The sequence below is a fragment of the Mariniflexile ostreae genome (assembly GCF_042427585.1).
In the GTDB taxonomy this organism is placed as follows: Bacteria; Bacteroidota; Bacteroidia; order Flavobacteriales; family Flavobacteriaceae; genus Pseudalgibacter; species Pseudalgibacter ostreae.
On the sequence record NZ_JBHMFC010000021.1, the window covers coordinates 97,854 to 116,569 of the forward strand.

The 18,716-nt window shown below is 36.3% G+C and carries 16 protein-coding genes and 1 tRNA gene; 9 read left to right on the forward strand and 8 right to left on the reverse strand.

Annotated features, from left to right (window positions below):
• Positions 1–82 precede the first annotated feature (82 nt).
• The 4 genes from ACFFU9_RS07095 to ACFFU9_RS07110 all read left to right on the forward strand — a co-directional run bounded on the left by ACFFU9_RS07095 (position 83) and on the right by ACFFU9_RS07110 (position 6,858).
• Positions 83–1,300 (forward strand): serine hydrolase domain-containing protein, encoded by a 1,218-nt coding sequence (locus tag ACFFU9_RS07095; RefSeq protein ID WP_379860694.1) that lies wholly within the window; start codon positions 83–85, stop codon positions 1,298–1,300.
• Between the two features lie 629 nt (positions 1,301–1,929).
• Positions 1,930–4,752, forward strand: coding sequence for a TonB-dependent receptor (locus ACFFU9_RS07100; protein WP_379860695.1), 2,823 nt, complete (start codon positions 1,930–1,932; stop codon positions 4,750–4,752).
• 12 nt (positions 4,753–4,764) lie between these two features.
• On the forward strand, positions 4,765–5,769 hold the full coding sequence (locus ACFFU9_RS07105) for a metallophosphoesterase (RefSeq protein ID WP_379860696.1): 1,005 nt from the start codon (positions 4,765–4,767) through the stop codon (positions 5,767–5,769).
• On the forward strand, positions 5,770–6,858 hold the full coding sequence (locus ACFFU9_RS07110; protein ID WP_379860697.1) for a phytase: 1,089 nt from the start codon (positions 5,770–5,772) through the stop codon (positions 6,856–6,858).
• Positions 6,859–7,347: 489 nt separating this feature from the next.
• On the opposite strand, the gene ACFFU9_RS07115 is transcribed toward ACFFU9_RS07110, so the two are convergent.
• A tRNA-Met gene (locus tag ACFFU9_RS07115) sits at positions 7,348–7,421 on the reverse strand.
• A 132-nt stretch (positions 7,422–7,553) separates the two neighbouring features.
• Here ACFFU9_RS07115 and ACFFU9_RS07120 point away from each other — a divergent pair.
• Positions 7,554–7,946, forward strand: a complete 393-nt coding sequence (locus tag ACFFU9_RS07120; RefSeq protein ID WP_379860698.1) for an START-like domain-containing protein — start codon at positions 7,554–7,556, stop codon at positions 7,944–7,946.
• Positions 7,947–8,011: 65 nt separating this feature from the next.
• The gene (locus ACFFU9_RS07125; RefSeq protein ID WP_379860699.1) at positions 8,012–8,854 is read left to right on the forward strand and encodes an aminotransferase class IV; all 843 of its coding nucleotides are present in this window, start codon (positions 8,012–8,014) and stop codon (positions 8,852–8,854) included.
• On the opposite strand, the gene ACFFU9_RS07130 is transcribed toward ACFFU9_RS07125, so the two are convergent.
• The 5 genes from ACFFU9_RS07130 to ACFFU9_RS07150 all read right to left on the reverse strand — a co-directional run bounded on the left by ACFFU9_RS07130 (position 8,851) and on the right by ACFFU9_RS07150 (position 13,428).
• The gene (locus tag ACFFU9_RS07130) at positions 8,851–9,417 is read right to left on the reverse strand and encodes a YqgE/AlgH family protein (protein WP_379860700.1); all 567 of its coding nucleotides are present in this window, start codon (positions 9,415–9,417) and stop codon (positions 8,851–8,853) included. The two genes, ACFFU9_RS07125 and ACFFU9_RS07130, sit on opposite strands and share 4 nt — an antisense overlap.
• Before the next feature lie 125 nt (positions 9,418–9,542).
• On the reverse strand, positions 9,543–9,815 hold the full coding sequence (locus tag ACFFU9_RS07135) for an HU family DNA-binding protein (RefSeq protein WP_379860701.1): 273 nt from the start codon (positions 9,813–9,815) through the stop codon (positions 9,543–9,545).
• 187 nt (positions 9,816–10,002) lie between these two features.
• Positions 10,003–10,980 (reverse strand): methionyl-tRNA formyltransferase, encoded by a 978-nt coding sequence (gene fmt, locus ACFFU9_RS07140; RefSeq protein ID WP_379860702.1) that lies wholly within the window; start codon positions 10,978–10,980, stop codon positions 10,003–10,005.
• A gap of 1 nt (position 10,981) precedes the next feature.
• Entirely contained in the window at positions 10,982–12,886 is a 1,905-nt protein-coding gene (locus ACFFU9_RS07145; protein ID WP_379860703.1) for a RecQ family ATP-dependent DNA helicase, read from the reverse strand.
• A gap of 2 nt (positions 12,887–12,888) precedes the next feature.
• Entirely contained in the window at positions 12,889–13,428 is a 540-nt protein-coding gene (locus tag ACFFU9_RS07150; protein WP_379860704.1) for an AAA family ATPase, read from the reverse strand.
• 88 nt (positions 13,429–13,516) lie between these two features.
• On the opposite strand from ACFFU9_RS07150, the gene ACFFU9_RS07155 reads away from it, so the two are divergent.
• The 3 genes from ACFFU9_RS07155 (at position 13,517) to murA (ending at position 15,872) form a co-directional block, all read left to right on the forward strand.
• Positions 13,517–13,810 (forward strand): DUF493 domain-containing protein, encoded by a 294-nt coding sequence (locus ACFFU9_RS07155; protein WP_379860705.1) that lies wholly within the window; start codon positions 13,517–13,519, stop codon positions 13,808–13,810.
• 85 nt (positions 13,811–13,895) lie between these two features.
• The gene (locus ACFFU9_RS07160; RefSeq protein ID WP_379860706.1) at positions 13,896–14,552 is read left to right on the forward strand and encodes a DUF4290 domain-containing protein; all 657 of its coding nucleotides are present in this window, start codon (positions 13,896–13,898) and stop codon (positions 14,550–14,552) included.
• Between the two features lie 9 nt (positions 14,553–14,561).
• Positions 14,562–15,872 (forward strand): UDP-N-acetylglucosamine 1-carboxyvinyltransferase, encoded by a 1,311-nt coding sequence (murA, locus tag ACFFU9_RS07165; RefSeq protein ID WP_379860707.1) that lies wholly within the window; start codon positions 14,562–14,564, stop codon positions 15,870–15,872.
• 330 nt (positions 15,873–16,202) lie between these two features.
• Here the strand turns inward: murA and ACFFU9_RS07170 are convergent, their stop codons facing one another.
• Positions 16,203–17,768, reverse strand: a complete 1,566-nt coding sequence (locus ACFFU9_RS07170) for a right-handed parallel beta-helix repeat-containing protein (RefSeq protein ID WP_379860708.1) — start codon at positions 17,766–17,768, stop codon at positions 16,203–16,205.
• Between the two features lie 76 nt (positions 17,769–17,844).
• Positions 17,845–18,588 carry a hypothetical protein gene (locus tag ACFFU9_RS07175; protein WP_379860709.1) on the reverse strand — a complete coding sequence of 248 codons (744 nt, stop codon included), beginning with the start codon at positions 18,586–18,588 and terminating at the stop codon, positions 17,845–17,847.
• Positions 18,589–18,716: the final 128 nt, after the last annotated feature.

Below are 18,716 nucleotides of genomic sequence, written 5' to 3' on the forward strand. Positions count from 1 at the left end.
TATTGGAGAGTTATATCTTATTTTAAAAAAGTATTACAAATAAAATGTCCATATATCGTTTGTTTTATCAAATTCAAAAAATATGATCAATAGAAAAGCGTTTCTACTGCTCTCGTTTTTAGCCCTAGCATCACTAAGCCTAACCGCTCAAGATGGTTATTATCTTGATACAAAAGAGGCCAATACTGAACTTGCAGAAATTCCTGGTGAAACCATGGGACAGAAACTTGAAAGTCTGCTTTTCTGGTCGCAAGAAGAAAGGGAACGCCGCTTCCCAATCATGCACGCTATTTTCTCGAGCATTCCTATTCCTTCCGGTATTGACAGTACTCCGTTGAAAACACTTAAGAGCATGACGCCAAAGTGGGAGGACGACACGACCTTAGATACGTATATGGATGCCCATCATGTGCAGGGCGTTATCGTAATAAAAGAGAATCAAATTCGCCTAGAAAAATATGCCGATGGCAACAATAAAGAAACACTTTGGACATCTTTTTCCGTAGCAAAATCTGTTTCTTCAATGTTGGTTGGCGCCGCTTTAAAAGAAGGTGCTATTGAGAGTTTGGAGGATCCTTTAAGTAAGTATATTAAGGAGCTTAAAGGTTATGACTACGGAAAAGTGACCGTACGCCAATTATTAACCATGACTTCGGGCATTGATTGGAATGAAGATTATGAAGATCCAAACTCGGATGTCGGACAAATGTACAAGGCACACTGTCAAGGTACCGAGTCTCATATTTTGACTTATATGAAGCCCTTGAAATTTGCACACCAACCGGGGACGCATTGGAACTACAGTACTGGTGAAACTGATTTAGTGGGAATTTTGGTCCAGAAAGCTACAGGAATAAGCTTAGCGGAATATCTTTCTGAAAAGATCTGGAAACCCTTTGGAATGGAGCATGTGGCGTATTGGCTCGCCGATGAGTGCAGTAATCTAAATCTTGGTGGCAGTGGTCTTTCGGCGAGCCTAAGAGATTTTGCACGTTTGGGGACGCTTATGTTGGATGAGGGTAAAATTGGAGATGAAGAAATAATTTCAGAGAACTATATGAAAGATGCCACGTCTCTATTACAACACGTTAATGATGAAGGTGATGGCTATGGCTATTTATGGTGGCGTTTTAAAGATGGGAGCTATGGTGCTTTCGGAATTTTTGGCCAGATGATTTATATCAATCCCCATAAGAATCTTGTAATCGCCCAAATGGCAGCCTGGCCCAAAGCAAGTTCTAAAGAGCTCACCCAAGGCAGACAGGCTTTTATCGATGCCGTTCAACGCGTAATTGATTAAAGAGCCATTATCCCAGAACATAAGTTCTAAATTTAAAATCACGTTGGATTGTGGTTTTATGACTCCAAAACAAGTGTTCAATACTGATAACAACTACCGAGGTGAACAACTTCGTGTTTACCTGTTAAACATTTAAAAAATTCGATTTCTTTCAATCTGTTTATAACACTGGCTATCCTTCATTTTTTACGTTGACGGGATAGGAAGGACAAAGTTATCCATCCATGGCTGGAAGAAAGGTTTCATTCATCTAAATTCATAAAGGCATAAATTTCACAAACTTGGTTACCCTTAAAGATAAAGGTGGTTTTAGATGGCATAGGTCCTCCCATTTCTAAAATAGTGTAAGAGAATTGTCCTTTCATAAAATAAAGAAAACGCATAATACTTCACTAGAATCATCTGTGCTTAAAAATTTCACCTTATAACATTTTGATATTACCACAATATTACATTGTCACATCGGTATATTAAGATGCCATTATCATGTTTGTGTTATTGGTTTTTATGCCCTTGAAAACAAGGGTGTTACATAATAATAAAATAATTAAGTAGTAATATTGGAGTAACCTTGAGTTAATACACGAGCCATAGTTTTGTCGTCAATTATAAATACAATAATATAACACATGACTAGAAAAACTATTGCGCTATTCTTTACTATTTTTATTTTTTTGAGTGGGTTTGCTCAACACAAAAGTGGTATTATTTCAGGTAAAATTATTGATCAACAAGGTCGGCTATCTTTACCAGGTGCGACCGTTAGCCTAAACCAAGGAGAACGCCATACGATTTCTGATCAGATCGGGGATTATGAGCTTTTAAACATTCCAGCGGGCACCTATGATGTTACGGTTTATTATCTAGGTTTTGAAACGCACACTTCACAAGTTACAGTTATTGCTGGAAAAAATAGTACGCTTGATTTTATACTATCTACGGATTTGGAAAGTTTAAGCGAAATTGTAATAACTGGTGAGCGACTTAGGGGACAGGCCAAAGCGTTAAATCAACAAAAAAACAATCAGAACATCACGAATATCATCTCGTCCGATCAAGTGGGACGGTTTGCCGATGCTAACGTAGGTGATGCACTAAAACGGGTTCCCGGAATTACGGTACAAAATGATCAAGGTGAAGCCCGAAATGTCATAATTCGAGGATTGGCACCAGAATTGAATTCTGTTGCTCTAAATGGTGACCGTATTCCGTCGGCCGAAGGCGATAATAGAAATGTCCAGATGGATTTAATTCCTTCGGATATGATTTCGACGATTGAAGTGAACAAAACACTGACTCCAGATATGGATGCTGATGCTATTGGGGGCTCCATAAACTTAATCACACGAGCTTCGCCCAACGGCCAACGAATTTCGGCAACAGTAGCGGGCGGATATGCTCCAATTCGTGACAAAGGGAATTATACAGCGGGGTTGGTTTATGGTAATCGTTTCTTCGAAAATAAATTGGGTGCTGTTTTTAGTGCATCTTATAACAACAATAACTTTGGATCAGATAATATCGAAGCCGAATGGAAAGAAGATGAAAAAGGAGAGGCTTATATTGGCGAACAAGATATCCGAAAATATGATGTACAACGTATTCGTCGAAGTTTTGCTTTAGCTTTAGATTATCAGATTGATGCTAATAATACTATTTTTGCTAATTCTATTTATAACTGGAGAGATGATCGCGAAAATCGTTATAGACTTCGATACAGAAGTATAAAGCCTATTTATGATAATGAAGATAATATAACAGGGTTTAGCGGCGATATTCGTAGAGAGACTAAGGGTGGAATAGATAATGATCGAAATAAAAACTCGCGATTAGAAGATCAGCGAGTCCAAAATTATTCTATTGGAGGTACGCATTTAATTAATTCAAAATTGGATTTAGATTGGCAGGTCAATTATGCGTCAGCCAGCGAGGACAGACCTAATGAGCGTTATTTAAGTTTTCAGTCTAAAGGATTGACAATGCAACAGTATTTTAGCGATCCAAAGTTTCCTGTAGTAAGCGCTAATGGGGACGACATTGACACCTTTAAGTTAGAAAAGCTTTCAGAAAATCACAATTACACACAAGAAGATGAGATTGGTGCAAAAGTGAATATTCGTTTTCCGTTTTCCATTGTTGCAGACCAAAAAGGACGTATTCGAACTGGACTTCGTTTACGAATTAAAGAAAAAACCAGAGATAATATATTTTACGAATATGAGCCTCTTACAAATTTTGGAACTTTAGCAGATGTGCCCCATAATTACTATGATAACTCCAATTGGCAAGCTGGTTCACAATATACGCCGGGCCATTTTGCCGATAAGTCGTATTTAGGAAATTTGGATCTAAATAACTCGAGCTTGTTTGAAGGTGAATTGTCGCCTTCAGAGTATCTGTCTCAAAATTACAGGGCTAAAGAAACGATTACGGCGGGCTATGTTCGATGGGATCAAGATTTAAATGATAAACTCTCAATTATTACTGGGGTTAGAATAGAGTATACTGGCATCGATTATACTGGCAACTATATTATGGAAGAGGATGATTTAATTGGAGAGATTTCAAACACCAATTCTTACACTGATATTTTACCAAGTTTGGCTATTAAATATGATATTCAAGACGATTTAATATTAAGAGCTGCAATTACAACAGCATTGGCACGGCCTAATTATTATTCGTTAGCGCCTTACGTGAATGCAAGCTCAACAGAAAACGAAATTTCAGCTGGAAATCCGGATTTAGATGCCACTAACGCCACTAATTTAGATTTTATGGCCGAAAAATATTTTAAATCTGTAGGAATTTTATCAGGAGGTGTCTTTTATAAAAAGATGAGGAATTTTAGTTATGTTGCTAGGGATAATCAATATACTCGAGAGAAATTTACTGCTAGTTTTCCAAACCAAGACAATCCTATAGCTTCTGGCGATACCTGGAATTTTGTACAGACTAGAAATGGAGATAACGTTGATGTTTACGGATTTGAAGTAGCATTACAACGTCAGTTAGATTTTATTCCCGGCGAGTTCTTTAAATCCATGGGGGTTTATATAAACTATACGCATACCAAGTCTAAAGCTAAGGGTATTACCAATGAAGCTGGGGAAGAACGAACAGGTATAGATTTACCAGGCACGGCGCCCCATATGTTTAATGGTTCTCTGTCTTGGGAAAATAAAAGAGTATCCCTTCGTCTTTCAGCAAATTACACTTCTGATTATCTTGATGAGTTGGGCGGCAATGCATTTGAAGACCGTTACTATGATCAGCAGTTTTTCTTAGATGCCAATGCTTCATACCGAATAACCAATAATTTGCGTGTTTTTGCCGAAGCTAATAATCTTACCAATCAACCATTGCGCTATTATCAAGGCATTTCTAATCGCACGATGCAAGCAGAATACTATCAACCAAGATTTAATTTAGGACTTAAATTCGATTTATAAACCCTTACTATTATGACCATAAAAAAAATACATTTACTTATAGTTTTCTTTGCATTTCAAACACTTTTTGGGCAAGATTCATTTATTGAAAGCAAAAAAACAGCGGGATATAAAGGCGACTTTATCCCAGAATTACAAAGTACCAAAGACGGATTTAGCTTTTTAGTTTTAGGCGATTTCGGAAGAGCAGGCGAATACTATCAAAAGGAAGTTGCTAAACAGCTAGGAAATGCAGCTTTGATGCTGGACTCTGAATTTATCGTTTCGGTGGGAGATAATTTTTATCCAAATGGTGTTGCTAGCGTTTATGACGAACATTGGAAAGCTTCTTTTAACGATGTTTATACACATCCAGCACTTTATATCGATTGGTATGTAGCTTTAGGAAATCATGATCACAGAGGCAGTATTCAGGCACAGATAGACTATTCAGATATAAGTCGCCGTTGGAATATGCCGGCCACTTATTACAGTAGAACCTTTGAATTAGAAGACGGCAAAAAACTGCTTTTGGTTGTCATGGACACGAATCCGTTTATTCCAGGTTATCAAAACAATGAGTTAAAATATCCGAGATTAAAAGATCAAGATGCAGAACTTCAAAAACAATGGCTTATTGAAACTTTAGATACCGATGATAAAGCAGTCACATGGAAAGTAGTCGTAGGACACCATCCGTTGTATAGCGGCGGAAAACGCAAGAAGTCTCAAGATACCATTGATTTTGAAAAGCAATTTGCAGATGTATTTGACACCTATAAGGTGGATGCCTATATTTGTGGTCATGAACATGACTTGCAAGTCATCCGACCAAAAGGAAGATATACTACCCAGTTTTTATCGGGTTCAGGTAGCGAAACACGTCCTACAGGAGAACGTGAAGGCACTATTTTTGCCGCAGCAGAGCCAGGTTTTATGAGTTTTACGCTCAACGGAAAGACCATGCTGATTCAGAGTATCAAAGCACATGACAATAGCTCCGAGATTTTACATTCCATAGAGTTAAAAAAAGATTAAATGAAAACATTACTATATAAATTTTTAGCTTTCGGCTTCGTGATTACAACTTTAATAGCTTGTAAAGACAACCTCAATAAACCAGATTTAAACGCTTTAAAGCCTACCATAGTAACAGAGCAAACGCCTAATGACACGGATGATCCTGCGATATGGATTCATCCTACAGACCCTAGCCAAAGTTTAGTAATAGGAACCGACAAAGATGTTGATGGTGGTATTTATGCGTATAATTTAGAAGGTGAAATTGTCAATAAAGTCTTGAATTTAAAACGCCCCAATAATGTCGATATCGCTTACGGTTTTGCATACGGAGACCAAAAGATTGATATTGCTGTAGTTAGCGAGCGTAAAGCAAATAGTATCCGGGTATTTCGGTTGCCCGATTTATTGCCGATTGATAATGGAGGCATAAAAGTTTTTGAAAATGAAATAGAGAAAGAACATGATGAGCCTATGGGAGTAGCTCTGTATTCAAAAGACACGGATTCTGTAAGAAAGACATACGCTATAGTAGGAAGGAAATCTGGTCCATTAGAAAATTATCTATGGCAATATGAACTTTATACAGACAACGATACTATTGTAAAAGGCAATAAAGTAAGAAGCTTCGGAACGTATAGTGGAAAAAAGGAAATTGAAGCGATAGCGGTCGATAATGAGTTAGGTTATGTTTATTATGCCGATGAAACCGCGGGTGTACGCAAATATTATGCCGATCCAAGCCTAGATAATAATACAGAATTGTCTTTTTTTGCTCAAAATGATGCACAACGTGATCACGAAGGTATTGCCATTTATAAAACAGGTAAAAGCACAGGGTATGTTTTGGTTTCTGATCAGCAGGCCAATAAGTTTTTAATTTATCCGAGAGAAGGTTCGTTAGAAAGCAAGCACGACCATAAATTGATCACATCGGTTTCGGTGTCTACTATTGAATGTGATGGTGCTGAACTTACGCATGTCAACTTAGGAAAACAATTTCCTAGCGGCATGTTGGTTGCCATGACCAATGGTAAAGCATTCCAATATTATGATTGGCGATTGATTCAAGATGAAATTGATAAGGTTTTATCTAGTGTTAAATAATTGATTTATAACATTACAGGTTTAAAAATGACTTAGGTTTTTATGCTTAGGTCATTTTTTTTTAGATAGTTTCTAAAGGGGCGGAGATTTAACTGCAATGGCATTTATTCTGGAGTTGCTAACTTAGCCCGCATTTATAGTTAGGAATCATAAGGGAGATAACCCGTTTTAAAAAGATAGATAAGCTCTCTTTTGATTTGCATTATCGCATCATTAAATTTTCCTGTTTTAATTAGAATTGATTTCTAGTTTTATGTTTGGCTCTTGCTTAACGAGAAGCTGTGTTTTAGGGTCTCGATACTACTAGCACACATACCGATCTTTTTGAAGCTTATGCCAGTTCTCGATTTTGCCGCCACCCGTATAAAAACCCAATAGAATAATTCATTTTGAAAAAGTGTACTTTTCCGTGTACTTTTGCTGGATTTCCTTTGTTTTTAAGCATGAAAAAAGCGGTGTAAAACCGCTTTTTATTAACATTCCTGTTTGTAGCGAGAATGGGGCACGATCCCATGACCTCCGGGTTATGAATCCGACGCTCTAACCAGCTGAGCTACCTCGCCATAATTTGAGGTTGCAAATATAAAAACAATATTGGTGTAACCAAATATAAGTTACCTAAAATATTTTTAAATTTTGTGGTTAAACTTATCAATTAATGTATATATTGAGCAACATAAATTTTAGAATACTTTATGGAAGAGAAAATTAAGTTTGAGGTGGAATTTCCTATTCATGCATCCCCACAATTGTTGTATCAATATATTTCTACACCTTCTGGATTGTCAGAATGGTTTTCAGACAATGTAAATTTAAGAGGGGAGCTATTTACCTTTATTTGGGACGATAGCGAGGAACAGGCAAAATTATTAAGTAAAAAAAATGAGGAGCGTGTAAAATTTAGATGGCTTAATGATGATGAAGACAACAACAGTTGTTATTTTGAAATCCGAATTCAAGTGGATGATATAACCAAAGATGTGTCTTTAATCATTACTGATTTTGCCGAGGATGATGAAATAGATGAAGCCAAAATGCTATGGGAGAATCAAATTTCAAGTTTAAAGCAGGTTTTAGGCTCCGCATAATTCTAAATAGTATATTTTAAATTATATTTGTCCCACTTTCAAATAACAGTTAGTGGGATATTTTTATGATAAATTTTAACGGAAATCTTTCAGAGGAAAAAAATATAATATCGGTTGATAATAGAGGGTATAATTATGGAGATGCTCTTTTTGAAACCTTAAAAATAAGCCATGGTAAAATATTGTTCTGGGAGGATCATTATTTTAGGCTCATGGCTTCTATGCGTATTTTACGAATGGAAATTCCCATGAATTTTACCATGGAGTTTTTGGAAGCACAAGTGCAGGATACCATTGAAGCAAACCAACTATCTGGGAAAACTGCACGGGTAAAAATTATAGTTCACAGGCACGAAGGCGGGCTATACCTGCCAGAAACTAACGATGTTGGTTTTATCATAACCGTTAAAGAACTAGAACATGATTTTTTTATTATAAATGAATCTGCTTATGAAGTCGACTTGTTTAAAGACCATTATATTTCGCCAAGTTTAATATCTACTTTAAAGACGAACAATAAGGTGCTTCATGTGGTGGGAAGTATATTTGCCCATGAGAATCATTTTCAAAACTGTTTACTTTTAAATACCGATAAAAAAGTAGTGGAAGCCCTTAATGGCAACATTTTCTTAGTGAAGGGGAATGTTATTAAAACCCCACCACTTATCGATGGTTGCTTAAAAGGCATTATGAGAACCCAACTTATAAATGTAATAAAAACGCTTCCTGATTACAAATTTGAAGAAGCTTCTATATCGCCCTTTGAGCTTCAAAAAGCAGACGAATTATGGGTCACTAATGTTATTGTTGGTATTCAGCCCATTACAAAATATAGAAAAAAGGAATTTTCCAAAGACATTGCAAAGTTGGTTTTACAGAAAATGAATGTAAAAGCAAGGTTGAGTTAGTTGTAATTTGGGTTTTCTGGTGCGTTAGACCAGATACTGTAATCACCGCCCAATTCAATCATTTTTTCTTTCCAAAAAGATTCATAACTTTTCTCTATGATGTCTTTTTTGTAGGTGTTATCTGTAACTACCCAAGAATGGGATTGCAATTCGACTTCTAATTGGTTGTTCCCCCAACCTGAGTACCCTAGAAAGAAACGAATATCGGTCTCTTTAATATTCCCACTGCTAATAAGTTCGGCAACTTTATTAAAATCGCCGCCCCAAAATATACCTAGAGATATTTCTATACTATTGGGAATCAATTGAGGGACCTTATGTATAAAATAGAGGTTATCTTGTTCTACGGGGCCACCATTATATACTTTAAAGGCAGAAGCTTCTACTATTTCGGGAACTAAATCATTTATACTGTAACGTAAAGGTTTATTGAGAATAAAACCTATAGAACCCTCATGAGTGTGATCTGCTAGCAAAACAATAGAACGATTGAAAGACATATCGCCTATTATTGCTGGTTCGGCGATTAATAGATCGCCTTTTTTTGGTTTAGTTGTTATCATTTAATATGATATTAGTAACTAAATCTAATGTTTTTTTATTAAAAAAACAACATTTCGAGCTTTTTTTGTATAAAAAAAACCTTTTAGCCATACTAAAAGGTTTTTATATAATGAGGCTTTTAACCTTAGTTTACTGCATTTGATAAATCTGCGCCAGCTTTAAACTTAACAACATTTTTAGCTTTTATTTGGATGGTATCTCCTGTTTGTGGGTTTCTACCTTCTCTAGCAGCTCTTTGTGAAACTGACCAAGAGCCAAATCCAACTAAAGAAACTCTATCGCCTTTTTTCAAAGCGCCTTCAATTTCGGTAAGTGCACATTCTAATGCTTTCTTCGCAGCTGCTTTAGTAATGCCTGCGTGTTCTGCCATTGCGTCGATTAAATCTGTTTTGTTCATAGTATGAAATTTTAATTATTAAAAAATGGTTAAACGTTTTTGTTAAATCCTTTACAAATTTATACGGATTATGTAACCACGCAAGTAATAGCAAGGGAAATCCGCGTTTATGTTAATAACTTTGGCTATTTGTTAATAAAGCGAATGTATTTTGTCGATTATTTATAATATCAATAGCCATAAGGGTTTAGCGCATCTTGGCATCATTTTCAATCTGATATCCATTTAAAAGGGATTTTATATCCATGGTCCGTTTTCCAGGAAGCTTCATTTCTTTAATATAGATGTACCCATTAGGGGCGGCTACTTTTAAGTCATTTTTGCTGGAAACGATTGTGCCGTTTTTTAACTCATGCACTGTAAGTTCTTTTTCGGCGTCATAGATTTTTACATCCAAAGTGTCGTTTCCATTTATCAAGCTACACCATGCCGCTGGGTAAGGACTTAGGCCGCGAATTTTATTATAGATGTCGTCTATGTTTGCATTCCAGTCTATTTTACAGTTGTCTTTATCTAATTTGTAAGCGGTTTTTATATCTTCAGTTTCTTTTTGTGCTGTAGTTATAACAGCGCCTTCTTCTATTAAGCGCACTGTTTTTAAAACCAGTAAGCTTCCCGAATGCATTAATTTATCATGAAGACTACCAGCGTTTTCTGAAGGTTCAATGTCGATTTCTTCTTGAAGGATCATATCGCCCGTATCGATTTTTTCATCTATAAAAAAAGTAGAAACCCCAGTTTTGCTTTCACCGTTAATAATAGCCCAATTTATGGGGGCTGCGCCACGGTAATTGGGCAATAACGAAGCGTGTAGGTTAAAAGTTCCCAATTCGGGCATATCCCATACAACTTTAGGAAGCATTCTAAAAGCTACAACAACTTGAAGGTTAGCTTGTAAGGCTTCTAGTGCTTTTAAAAAATCACCGCATTTTAAATTTGTAGGCTGTAAAACGGGTAAGCCTACAGATTTAGCGTATTGTTTAACGGCACTTTCATTAAGTTGCCTACCTCTACCGGCGGGTCTATCGGGTGCTGTTATAACGCCCACAATAGTATAGTGGTGCTCTACTAAAGCTTTTAAAGTGCTAACGGCAAAATCGGGCGTACCCATAAATACAATTCTTAAAGCCTTGGTTTCTGGATGCATATTTTCTTTATCAGTCATTTTATAAATGATATAATTTATAGGTGTTCTTATTTGTGATTGCAATAATATTATGTTCGAGCATAAGTTGCAATATATTTTGAATCTCTTTTTCAGAACAGTTTAATTTTTCGGTCAGGCTTCTGGACGATAGGTCGCTGTGCTCCAGTAATTCGATGATTTGTTTGTTTAGAGATTTTTGAGGTTGTGGTTGTGTTGGTTTTTTAGATTGGATGCAAACCGAGCAAATGCCACAGGGCTCGATATCGGTTTCTCCAAAATAGGCGAGAAGTTGCATGCTTTTACAAACAGCATCATTTTCAACATATTCGAGCATAGCTTTTACCTGTTGCTGTTTTAGCGTGTTTTGTTCCTTAATTATAGATGCAATTCTATTAATGGTTTTGTCATCTTCTCGTGGTTCTATAAACGTAATTTGTGCGTCTGTATTGGCCAATTTTAAGGCTACAATAGCGTCTGCCTCCAGCTTTGTTAGAACTTTTATAATATCGGTTTCAGGAACTGAAGTTTTGTCGGCAATACTCTTAGTGCTTATTTTAGTTTCGTGCTCAAAAATGCCACCGTACATTCTTAAAATGGTTTTCACAATGAGACTGATGTCTTGATGGGTATTCAAATAGTGGAATAAAGACGAACTGCTAATGGTAAATTGTAGCGTGGCTTGATTGTTAAATTGTTTGGATAGCGTAATGATACTATTTCTATCCAATAGTTGTAAAGCGTTATAGCATAGCACACTATTAAAGTTATAGGTTTTACAAAAGCTATTGAAATTAAAGGCTTGCGTAAAATATGCGCCCTCCCCATAGGGAATCTGAAAATATGCACATAGTTTTTTGTACACTTGCTTAATAAAATCGACTGTAGGCAAAACGTTTAAAAACTGATTCTGGATTAAGGCTTTGTCACTCTCATTTTTTAAAATTACAGCAAACGCTTTTTCGCCATTCCTGCCCGCACGCCCAGCTTCTTGGAAATAGCTTTCCATGCTTTCCGGTAACGTTAAGTGGATAACGGTCTTAACATCAGGTTTATCAATTCCCATACCAAAAGCATTGGTGGCAACCATCACTTGTTTTTGGTTATGGAGCCATTGCTGCATGTGCTGGTCCTTTTCGGCATTGCTTATCCCGCCATGGAAATAGGTCGCACTAATTCCTTTGGACTCTAAAAGCCGACTTAAATCTAGTGTCGCTTTTCTGTTTCTAACATATATGATAGAAGGGGCATTGTATTTTTTTAAAATGGTTTCAATACGGTAATATTTATCGTTTTCTGTAAAAACAATATAAGCCAAATTCGCTCTGTAAAACGATTGTTTAAAGATTTTTGGATTTATAAAGTCGAGTTCTTTAACAATGTCTTTTACAACCTCTGGCCTGGCAGATGCAGTAAGCGCAATTACATTTACATTGGGCTGTAATTGCCTTAAAAGCGTAATGTTTTTATAGGCTGGTCTAAAATCGTTACCCCATTGCGAAATACAATGGGCCTCATCTACCGCAATAAGGTTTACGGGCATTTGTTTAATGCGTTCTTGTACCAGTTCTTGTTGTAAGCGCTCGGGCGATAAGTATAGAAATTTATAGTTGCCATAAATACAGTTGTCCAAAAGCGTATCTAATTCCTGAAAGGAGATGCCGCTGGTAAGGGCCATGGCCTTTATGCCTTTATTATTTAAAGCTTGTACTTGATCCTTCATTAAGGCAATAAGTGGAGAAACAACAATACAGATACCGGGTTTGACCAAGGCAGGAACTTGAAAGCATAATGATTTTCCTCCTCCGGTGGGTAAAAGCGCAAAGGTGTCTTCGCCAGCTATCGCGGCATTTATAATGGCTTCTTGTTGAGGCCTGAAGTTCTTGAACTTCCAGTACCGCTCTAGTATGTTTATAGGATGTTCCATGTTTATAGGTTGAGGCTTTTTAAAATGAAATCCACACGGTTTTCAACGGTATCAAAAGGCACATCAATTAAAGGATATTGGTGTTTTTGATATGTGTTTATTAAACAATCATGAATTTCTAAAGCTTGGTCAAAACCTTCATAGCGTTCGGTATCTGTGGTGTAAATGGCCTCCCATGGTTTTAGCATGAAAACGTTATCATACACATGGGCTTGGCATACTTCTATATAATGTGATGGATAGCTTTCGCCTATATAATCCATGTAGGCTAGAATATCGGGTAGACCTCTATCTAAAAAAACCACCTCTTTATTTAGTAAATGCGCATCTGTATATTGTTTTAGGCGTCCTTTTAAAAGCAAATTGCTAAATAATAAGGGCTGGGTTAAAAACAACTGCGCAATACCTTCTTTTTTAGCTTTAATAGTGATGGAACGAGAGATTTCTTCCCTACAGGCGTAGCCTCTTTTAGCCAATGCGCTTATTAGCGTGGACTTTCCAGAACCAGGCCCCCCAGTAATTACAATCTTTTTTATGCCCAAGTGTTTGATTTTAGTTGTAAAAATCGGAATTTAGCGGCGATAAAAAAAATAGAAATGAATCTGTATATTTGTATCATATAAAAAAAAGATGAGCACACCTCCAAATTCTGATGAATTTTACGAAAAACTGAAAGGACAATTGTACGAAACCGCAAGTTGGCCTTCTGAGTACCTATATAAGTTTATTATAAAATCCGACCATTCGAAAATGGCTGTTTTAGAAGCTGTTTTCGATAATATGGGAGCCGTTATAAAGAAAACTAAGTCTAAAAACGGGAAATATATTAGTGCATCTATAAGTTTGTCTATGCCAAACCCAGAGGCTGTTATTGAAAAATATAAGGAAGTTACAGAAAAAGTGGAAGGGGTGATTAGTCTTTAATTTTTTTTTGTATTTTGCGCAAGCATTACAACTACATGTGCACCAATTTTATAACTGTGCACCAATTTATAACTCTACACACATTTTGATAGACGAATTAGAATACAATACTGAGCGTGAGCATTTAATTATTCCTGAATATGGTCGCCATATGCAGAAAATGATTAATTACGCAAAAACTCGTGAAACTAAGGAAGAACGGGAAAAATTAGCAAAATCCATTATTGCTGTAATGGGAAATCTACAACCGCACTTGCGTGATGTACCAGACTTTCAGCACAAGCTTTGGGATCAGTTTTTTATTATGGCCAATTTTGAATTGGATGTGGATTCCCCATATCCAAAACCATCAAAAGAAGCGTTGGAAGAGCACCCAGAACCGCTAGAATACCCACAAAACTTTCCTAAGTATCGCTTTTATGGCAATAATATCAAAACGATGATAGATGTTGCAAATACTTGGGAAGAGGGCGATTTAAAAGAAGCGCTTATCTACACCATCGCTAACCATATGAAAAAGTGTTTTTTAAATTGGAACAAAGACACCGTAGAAGATGAGGTAATCTACAATCATTTATATGAGCTTTCTGAAGGGAAAATAAATTTAAAAAATTCAGAAGAAGATTTATCAGATGCATCTAGCTTGATGCGTGCTAAAACTAAGTTTTCTAATACCAGTAACGTTAGTAAAAAAGCATATCATAAAAAGCCAATAAACAACCGACAAAGAAAGCGTTACTAATAATACCGTATGGGAACATTCAAGATAGAAGGGGGCCACCAACTTAAAGGGAGCATCCAGCCTCAAGGTGCCAAAAACGAAGCATTGCAGATTTTATGTGCTGTTTTATTAACACCAGATTTAGTTACTATTCATAACATTCCAGACATTGTAGATGTTAATAAGCTTATTGGCCTTTTAAAAAAACTAGGGGTTAAAGTCGAAAAATTAGCTAAAGGAAGTTATACATTTAAAGCCGATGCGCTTAATTTAGACTATCTAGAATCGCCTCAATTTAAGGAGGATGGACGCGGATTACGAGGTTCTATTATGATTGTGGGCCCTTTATTGTCTCGTTTTGGTAAAGGGTACATTCCAAAACCAGGAGGGGATAAAATAGGGCGTAGGCGTTTAGATACGCATTTTGAGGGCTTAATTAAACTAGGCGCAACATTTCGTTACAATAGAGAAGAACAGTTTTATGGTGTTGAAGCTAAAAAACTTAAAGGAACGTATATGTTGCTTGAAGAAGCTTCGGTAACAGGCACTGCAAACATTGTAATGGCTGCTGTTTTAGCAGACGGGCAAACCACTATTTACAATGCCGCCTGCGAACCTTATTTACAGCAATTGTGTAAAATGCTGAATAGAATGGGGGCTAAAATTAGTGGTGTGGGCTCTAATATGTTGATTATTGATGGTGTTGAAAACTTAGGAGGAACAGACCACACGATGTTGCCAGATATGATTGAAATAGGGAGTTGGATTGGATTGGCAGCGATGACTAAAAGTGAACTGACCATTACTAATGTGTCTTGGGATGATTTAGGCCTAATTCCAAATGTGTTTAGAAAATTAGGTATAACGGTTGAAAAACGTGGTGATGACATCCATATCCCTGCCCATAATGATGGCTATGAAATTCAAAATTATATAGATGGTTCTATTTTAACCATTTCTGATGCTCCATGGCCTGGGTTTACACCAGACTTACTTAGTATCATACTGGTTGTGGCAACACAGGCGAGAGGTAGTGTATTAATACACCAAAAAATGTTTGAAAGCCGTTTGTTCTTTGTAGATAAGTTGATTGATATGGGCGCAAAAATTATTTTATGCGATCCGCACCGTGCAACCGTAATAGGGCATGATTTTAAATCGACGCTTAAGGCGATGACGATGACTTCTCCAGACATCCGTGCAGGGGTGTCCTTGCTTATTGCGGCCCTTTCTGCAAAAGGGACGTCTACGATTCAAAATATCGAACAGATAGATCGGGGGTATGAAAACATTGATGAGCGCTTAAGAGCTATCGGGGCACGTATAGAACGGGTAGAGTAATATTTATTTCATATGGCTTCAAGAACACAAAGGGTTTGGTTTTTATTATTAAAAACAGACCCTAATATTAAAGGTCTTATATCGTTATTTTCTTCTGGTTACCTTTTTATATAAATTTTATTTAGTTGTTTTTATATAAAAACATCTGCTTCGTTAATTTAATTTCTTCAACGGGATTTATATTTTCTTAATCGGCAGCGCCATTTAATTTTTTTTAAAGGATTTTAATCAGAACGTATAACGACTACTTGCTTTTAGATAAAGATTAAACAGACTTATAGTGTTATGAAAAATCACCTATTTGGGGCAACCATACAAGAGCGTTTTGTTTTAATTTTTATTGGGAAATACAACATGTTGATAACTCCCTATATCTGGCAATGCAACTCTGTTAACGCCTAAAATATCCTGGGGCACTTGAGCAGAAAAAGAAGTGTTTCCTTTGTTTATGGCGGCAGATTTAGCACCAATAAGGAGTTGGTTCTTGTTTGCATTTTTAAAATCGGGGTCTTTATTAAAAATATTTTGTTCGTAATGTGCCGTGTTGCTCACATCGTAATTAGCGCCTATTAAACCGCCATTGCTATTCTCCATCCGTATTAAGCAATTGGTGAATTTAAAGTTGAAGGCTATGGTCTCATCTTCAACTTTATCCAATAAAATTTCTGGGGTATCGTTTCCATAAATAATACAGTTGTTAAAATTGGCTTGAGATAAATGTGCTAATGTTGCCGTATTGCTTTCATTTACATTAAAATTATTCAATAATACAGCAGGGAATTGTCTAAATCCATTGCTCCAGTAATTGGTTATGGTGCAATGCGTAAAATTATACTTTCCACCAAAGGTGCCAGCAAAAGAAGAGAGTCCCGCGTTATTTATTATCACATTTTCTGCTGTTATAGAGCTGTTTCTGCCCATAATTCCAAAATTGCTCGAATTGTAAATTTGAGAATTGGTGATGGTTAATTTATCATTCACATTATTAGCATTACCATCGCATAAAAGGCCTACCGATGCGTTTTTTATGGTAGCATAATTAATATTATGGTTTATACTGCCTTTAAGAAGCCAAATAGTACCCCATTGGCCAGGAATATCAGAAAAGCCAGGTTGTAAGCGGTCGCCTTCAAAAATTACTTCGTTTTCTAGTAAGTCAGGATTAGTGCTTGGGCTGCCGTTTACCTGTAGCGATGCGCCTTCGCTTACAATTAAACCCGAATCGTTATGGAAATGTATTCTAGCGCCAGCATCAATGGTTAGGGTTTCGCCATGGGGTACTGCAGCATAACCATAGATAACATAGGGTTTTTTATTTGTGAAAGTTAATTCCGAGGGTAGTAATTCCCGCCCTTGTAATTCGGTATCAACTATTTCTCCTCCCATATCGAGACTTAGTGTCTCAATAACCTTTGTGGTATGATCTCTGTTGGGATATATAAAAACCGCATCTTTAATTAGGGTAACCAGTGCTACTTTTTGTTGCTTTATTCCGGTGTCAAATGTAATGGCATCGGTATATAAAAATTGGGGTTGGGTAGTGGGGAGGGTTTTAATGTCGACGGTGGTTTCAATAAAAACAAAAAGGCTGTCTTTAGAAAGTAGCTCCACATTCTCAAAAGTTTTTCCAGATTGGCCATCCACATTTAAACGGTAGCCCGAATGTTCTCCCAAGCTTAAACCTACATGGGGTATAATAATATCTTCACTACTGTTGTTATACACTTTTAATGTGTAAGTGCTAGAACCAAGGGTGGAAAATACAGTATCTAAATATACCGTGTCTCTAGAAAATTCGAGGTTGCCTTTACTTGATGAAAACTCAAAATCCTTTCTACAGGAACTCCAAAGCAATAAAAAACAAAGACAAATAAAGAAGTATAGGGTACGTTGCATAATATTTTAAAATAAAGTCTAAAAATATAACTTTTGATGGTATCATATCTTAAAAACGCACTTAATTACATAGTAATTATTCTTTTTTTGAAGACTCTAAGCTGGTTTTAAAGGTTTTGCTTAAGTATAATAAAGAATCTAGTAAGATAAATTGGTTTGCCTTTTTAAGCAATTTGGTATTTAAGCCTTGAGCATCGCAATAATCAAAAAATAAAGGTTTAAGAGCCTCGGTAATGTGTAAATTTTCTTTTAATAATGTTTTATTGAAAAAAGAATCCTGCGAGAATAAGGAGTCGTATGTTTTGTAGTTTATAAATGTAATAGGGTTTGTTTTTGGCTTCTTCTTTTTTAAAAGCATAACGGTTTCTTCTACAACTGCAAAAATATTAAAGCCTCCTCCGCTGGGTAAAGGCTTATATAAATGGGGATTACGCTTCATGTCTTCTTTCAAATTTAAAGACACCTGCTGGGTATAATCTATGGGGTCAAAAGCTTTGGGTTTTGCGTCGGTGGTTAAGCGTACTTCTCCCAATGCATTCACTTCTTTTTTTAGTTCTATAACCAAAACATCATTAAAATCTGTTTTTGAAAGTTTTATATGTTTATCATGGTGAAATAGCGATTTAAAGTGAAGCGAGTCACCTACCGATGCCTTCATCGTAAAAGTGCCCTTCTCATTTGTGAAAATAGTGTTATTTTGGGTGCTGTTGATAACCTGGGCCCCTTTTACGGTAGATTCACTATCGAAAATTTTTCCAGTAATGCTTTGTGAAAAAATAGAGCAGGGGAGAAGAAATAAGAAGATTTTAATCTTTAACATTATTTTGAATACGATTGTTTGATCCAAATTAGTTTAGCCCCTTAATAGTTCGGAGTGATATTTTAAATTTGAAAACCCATATATTTGAGATATGAAATACAGGAAATGGACATTAGAACAGAAGTTAG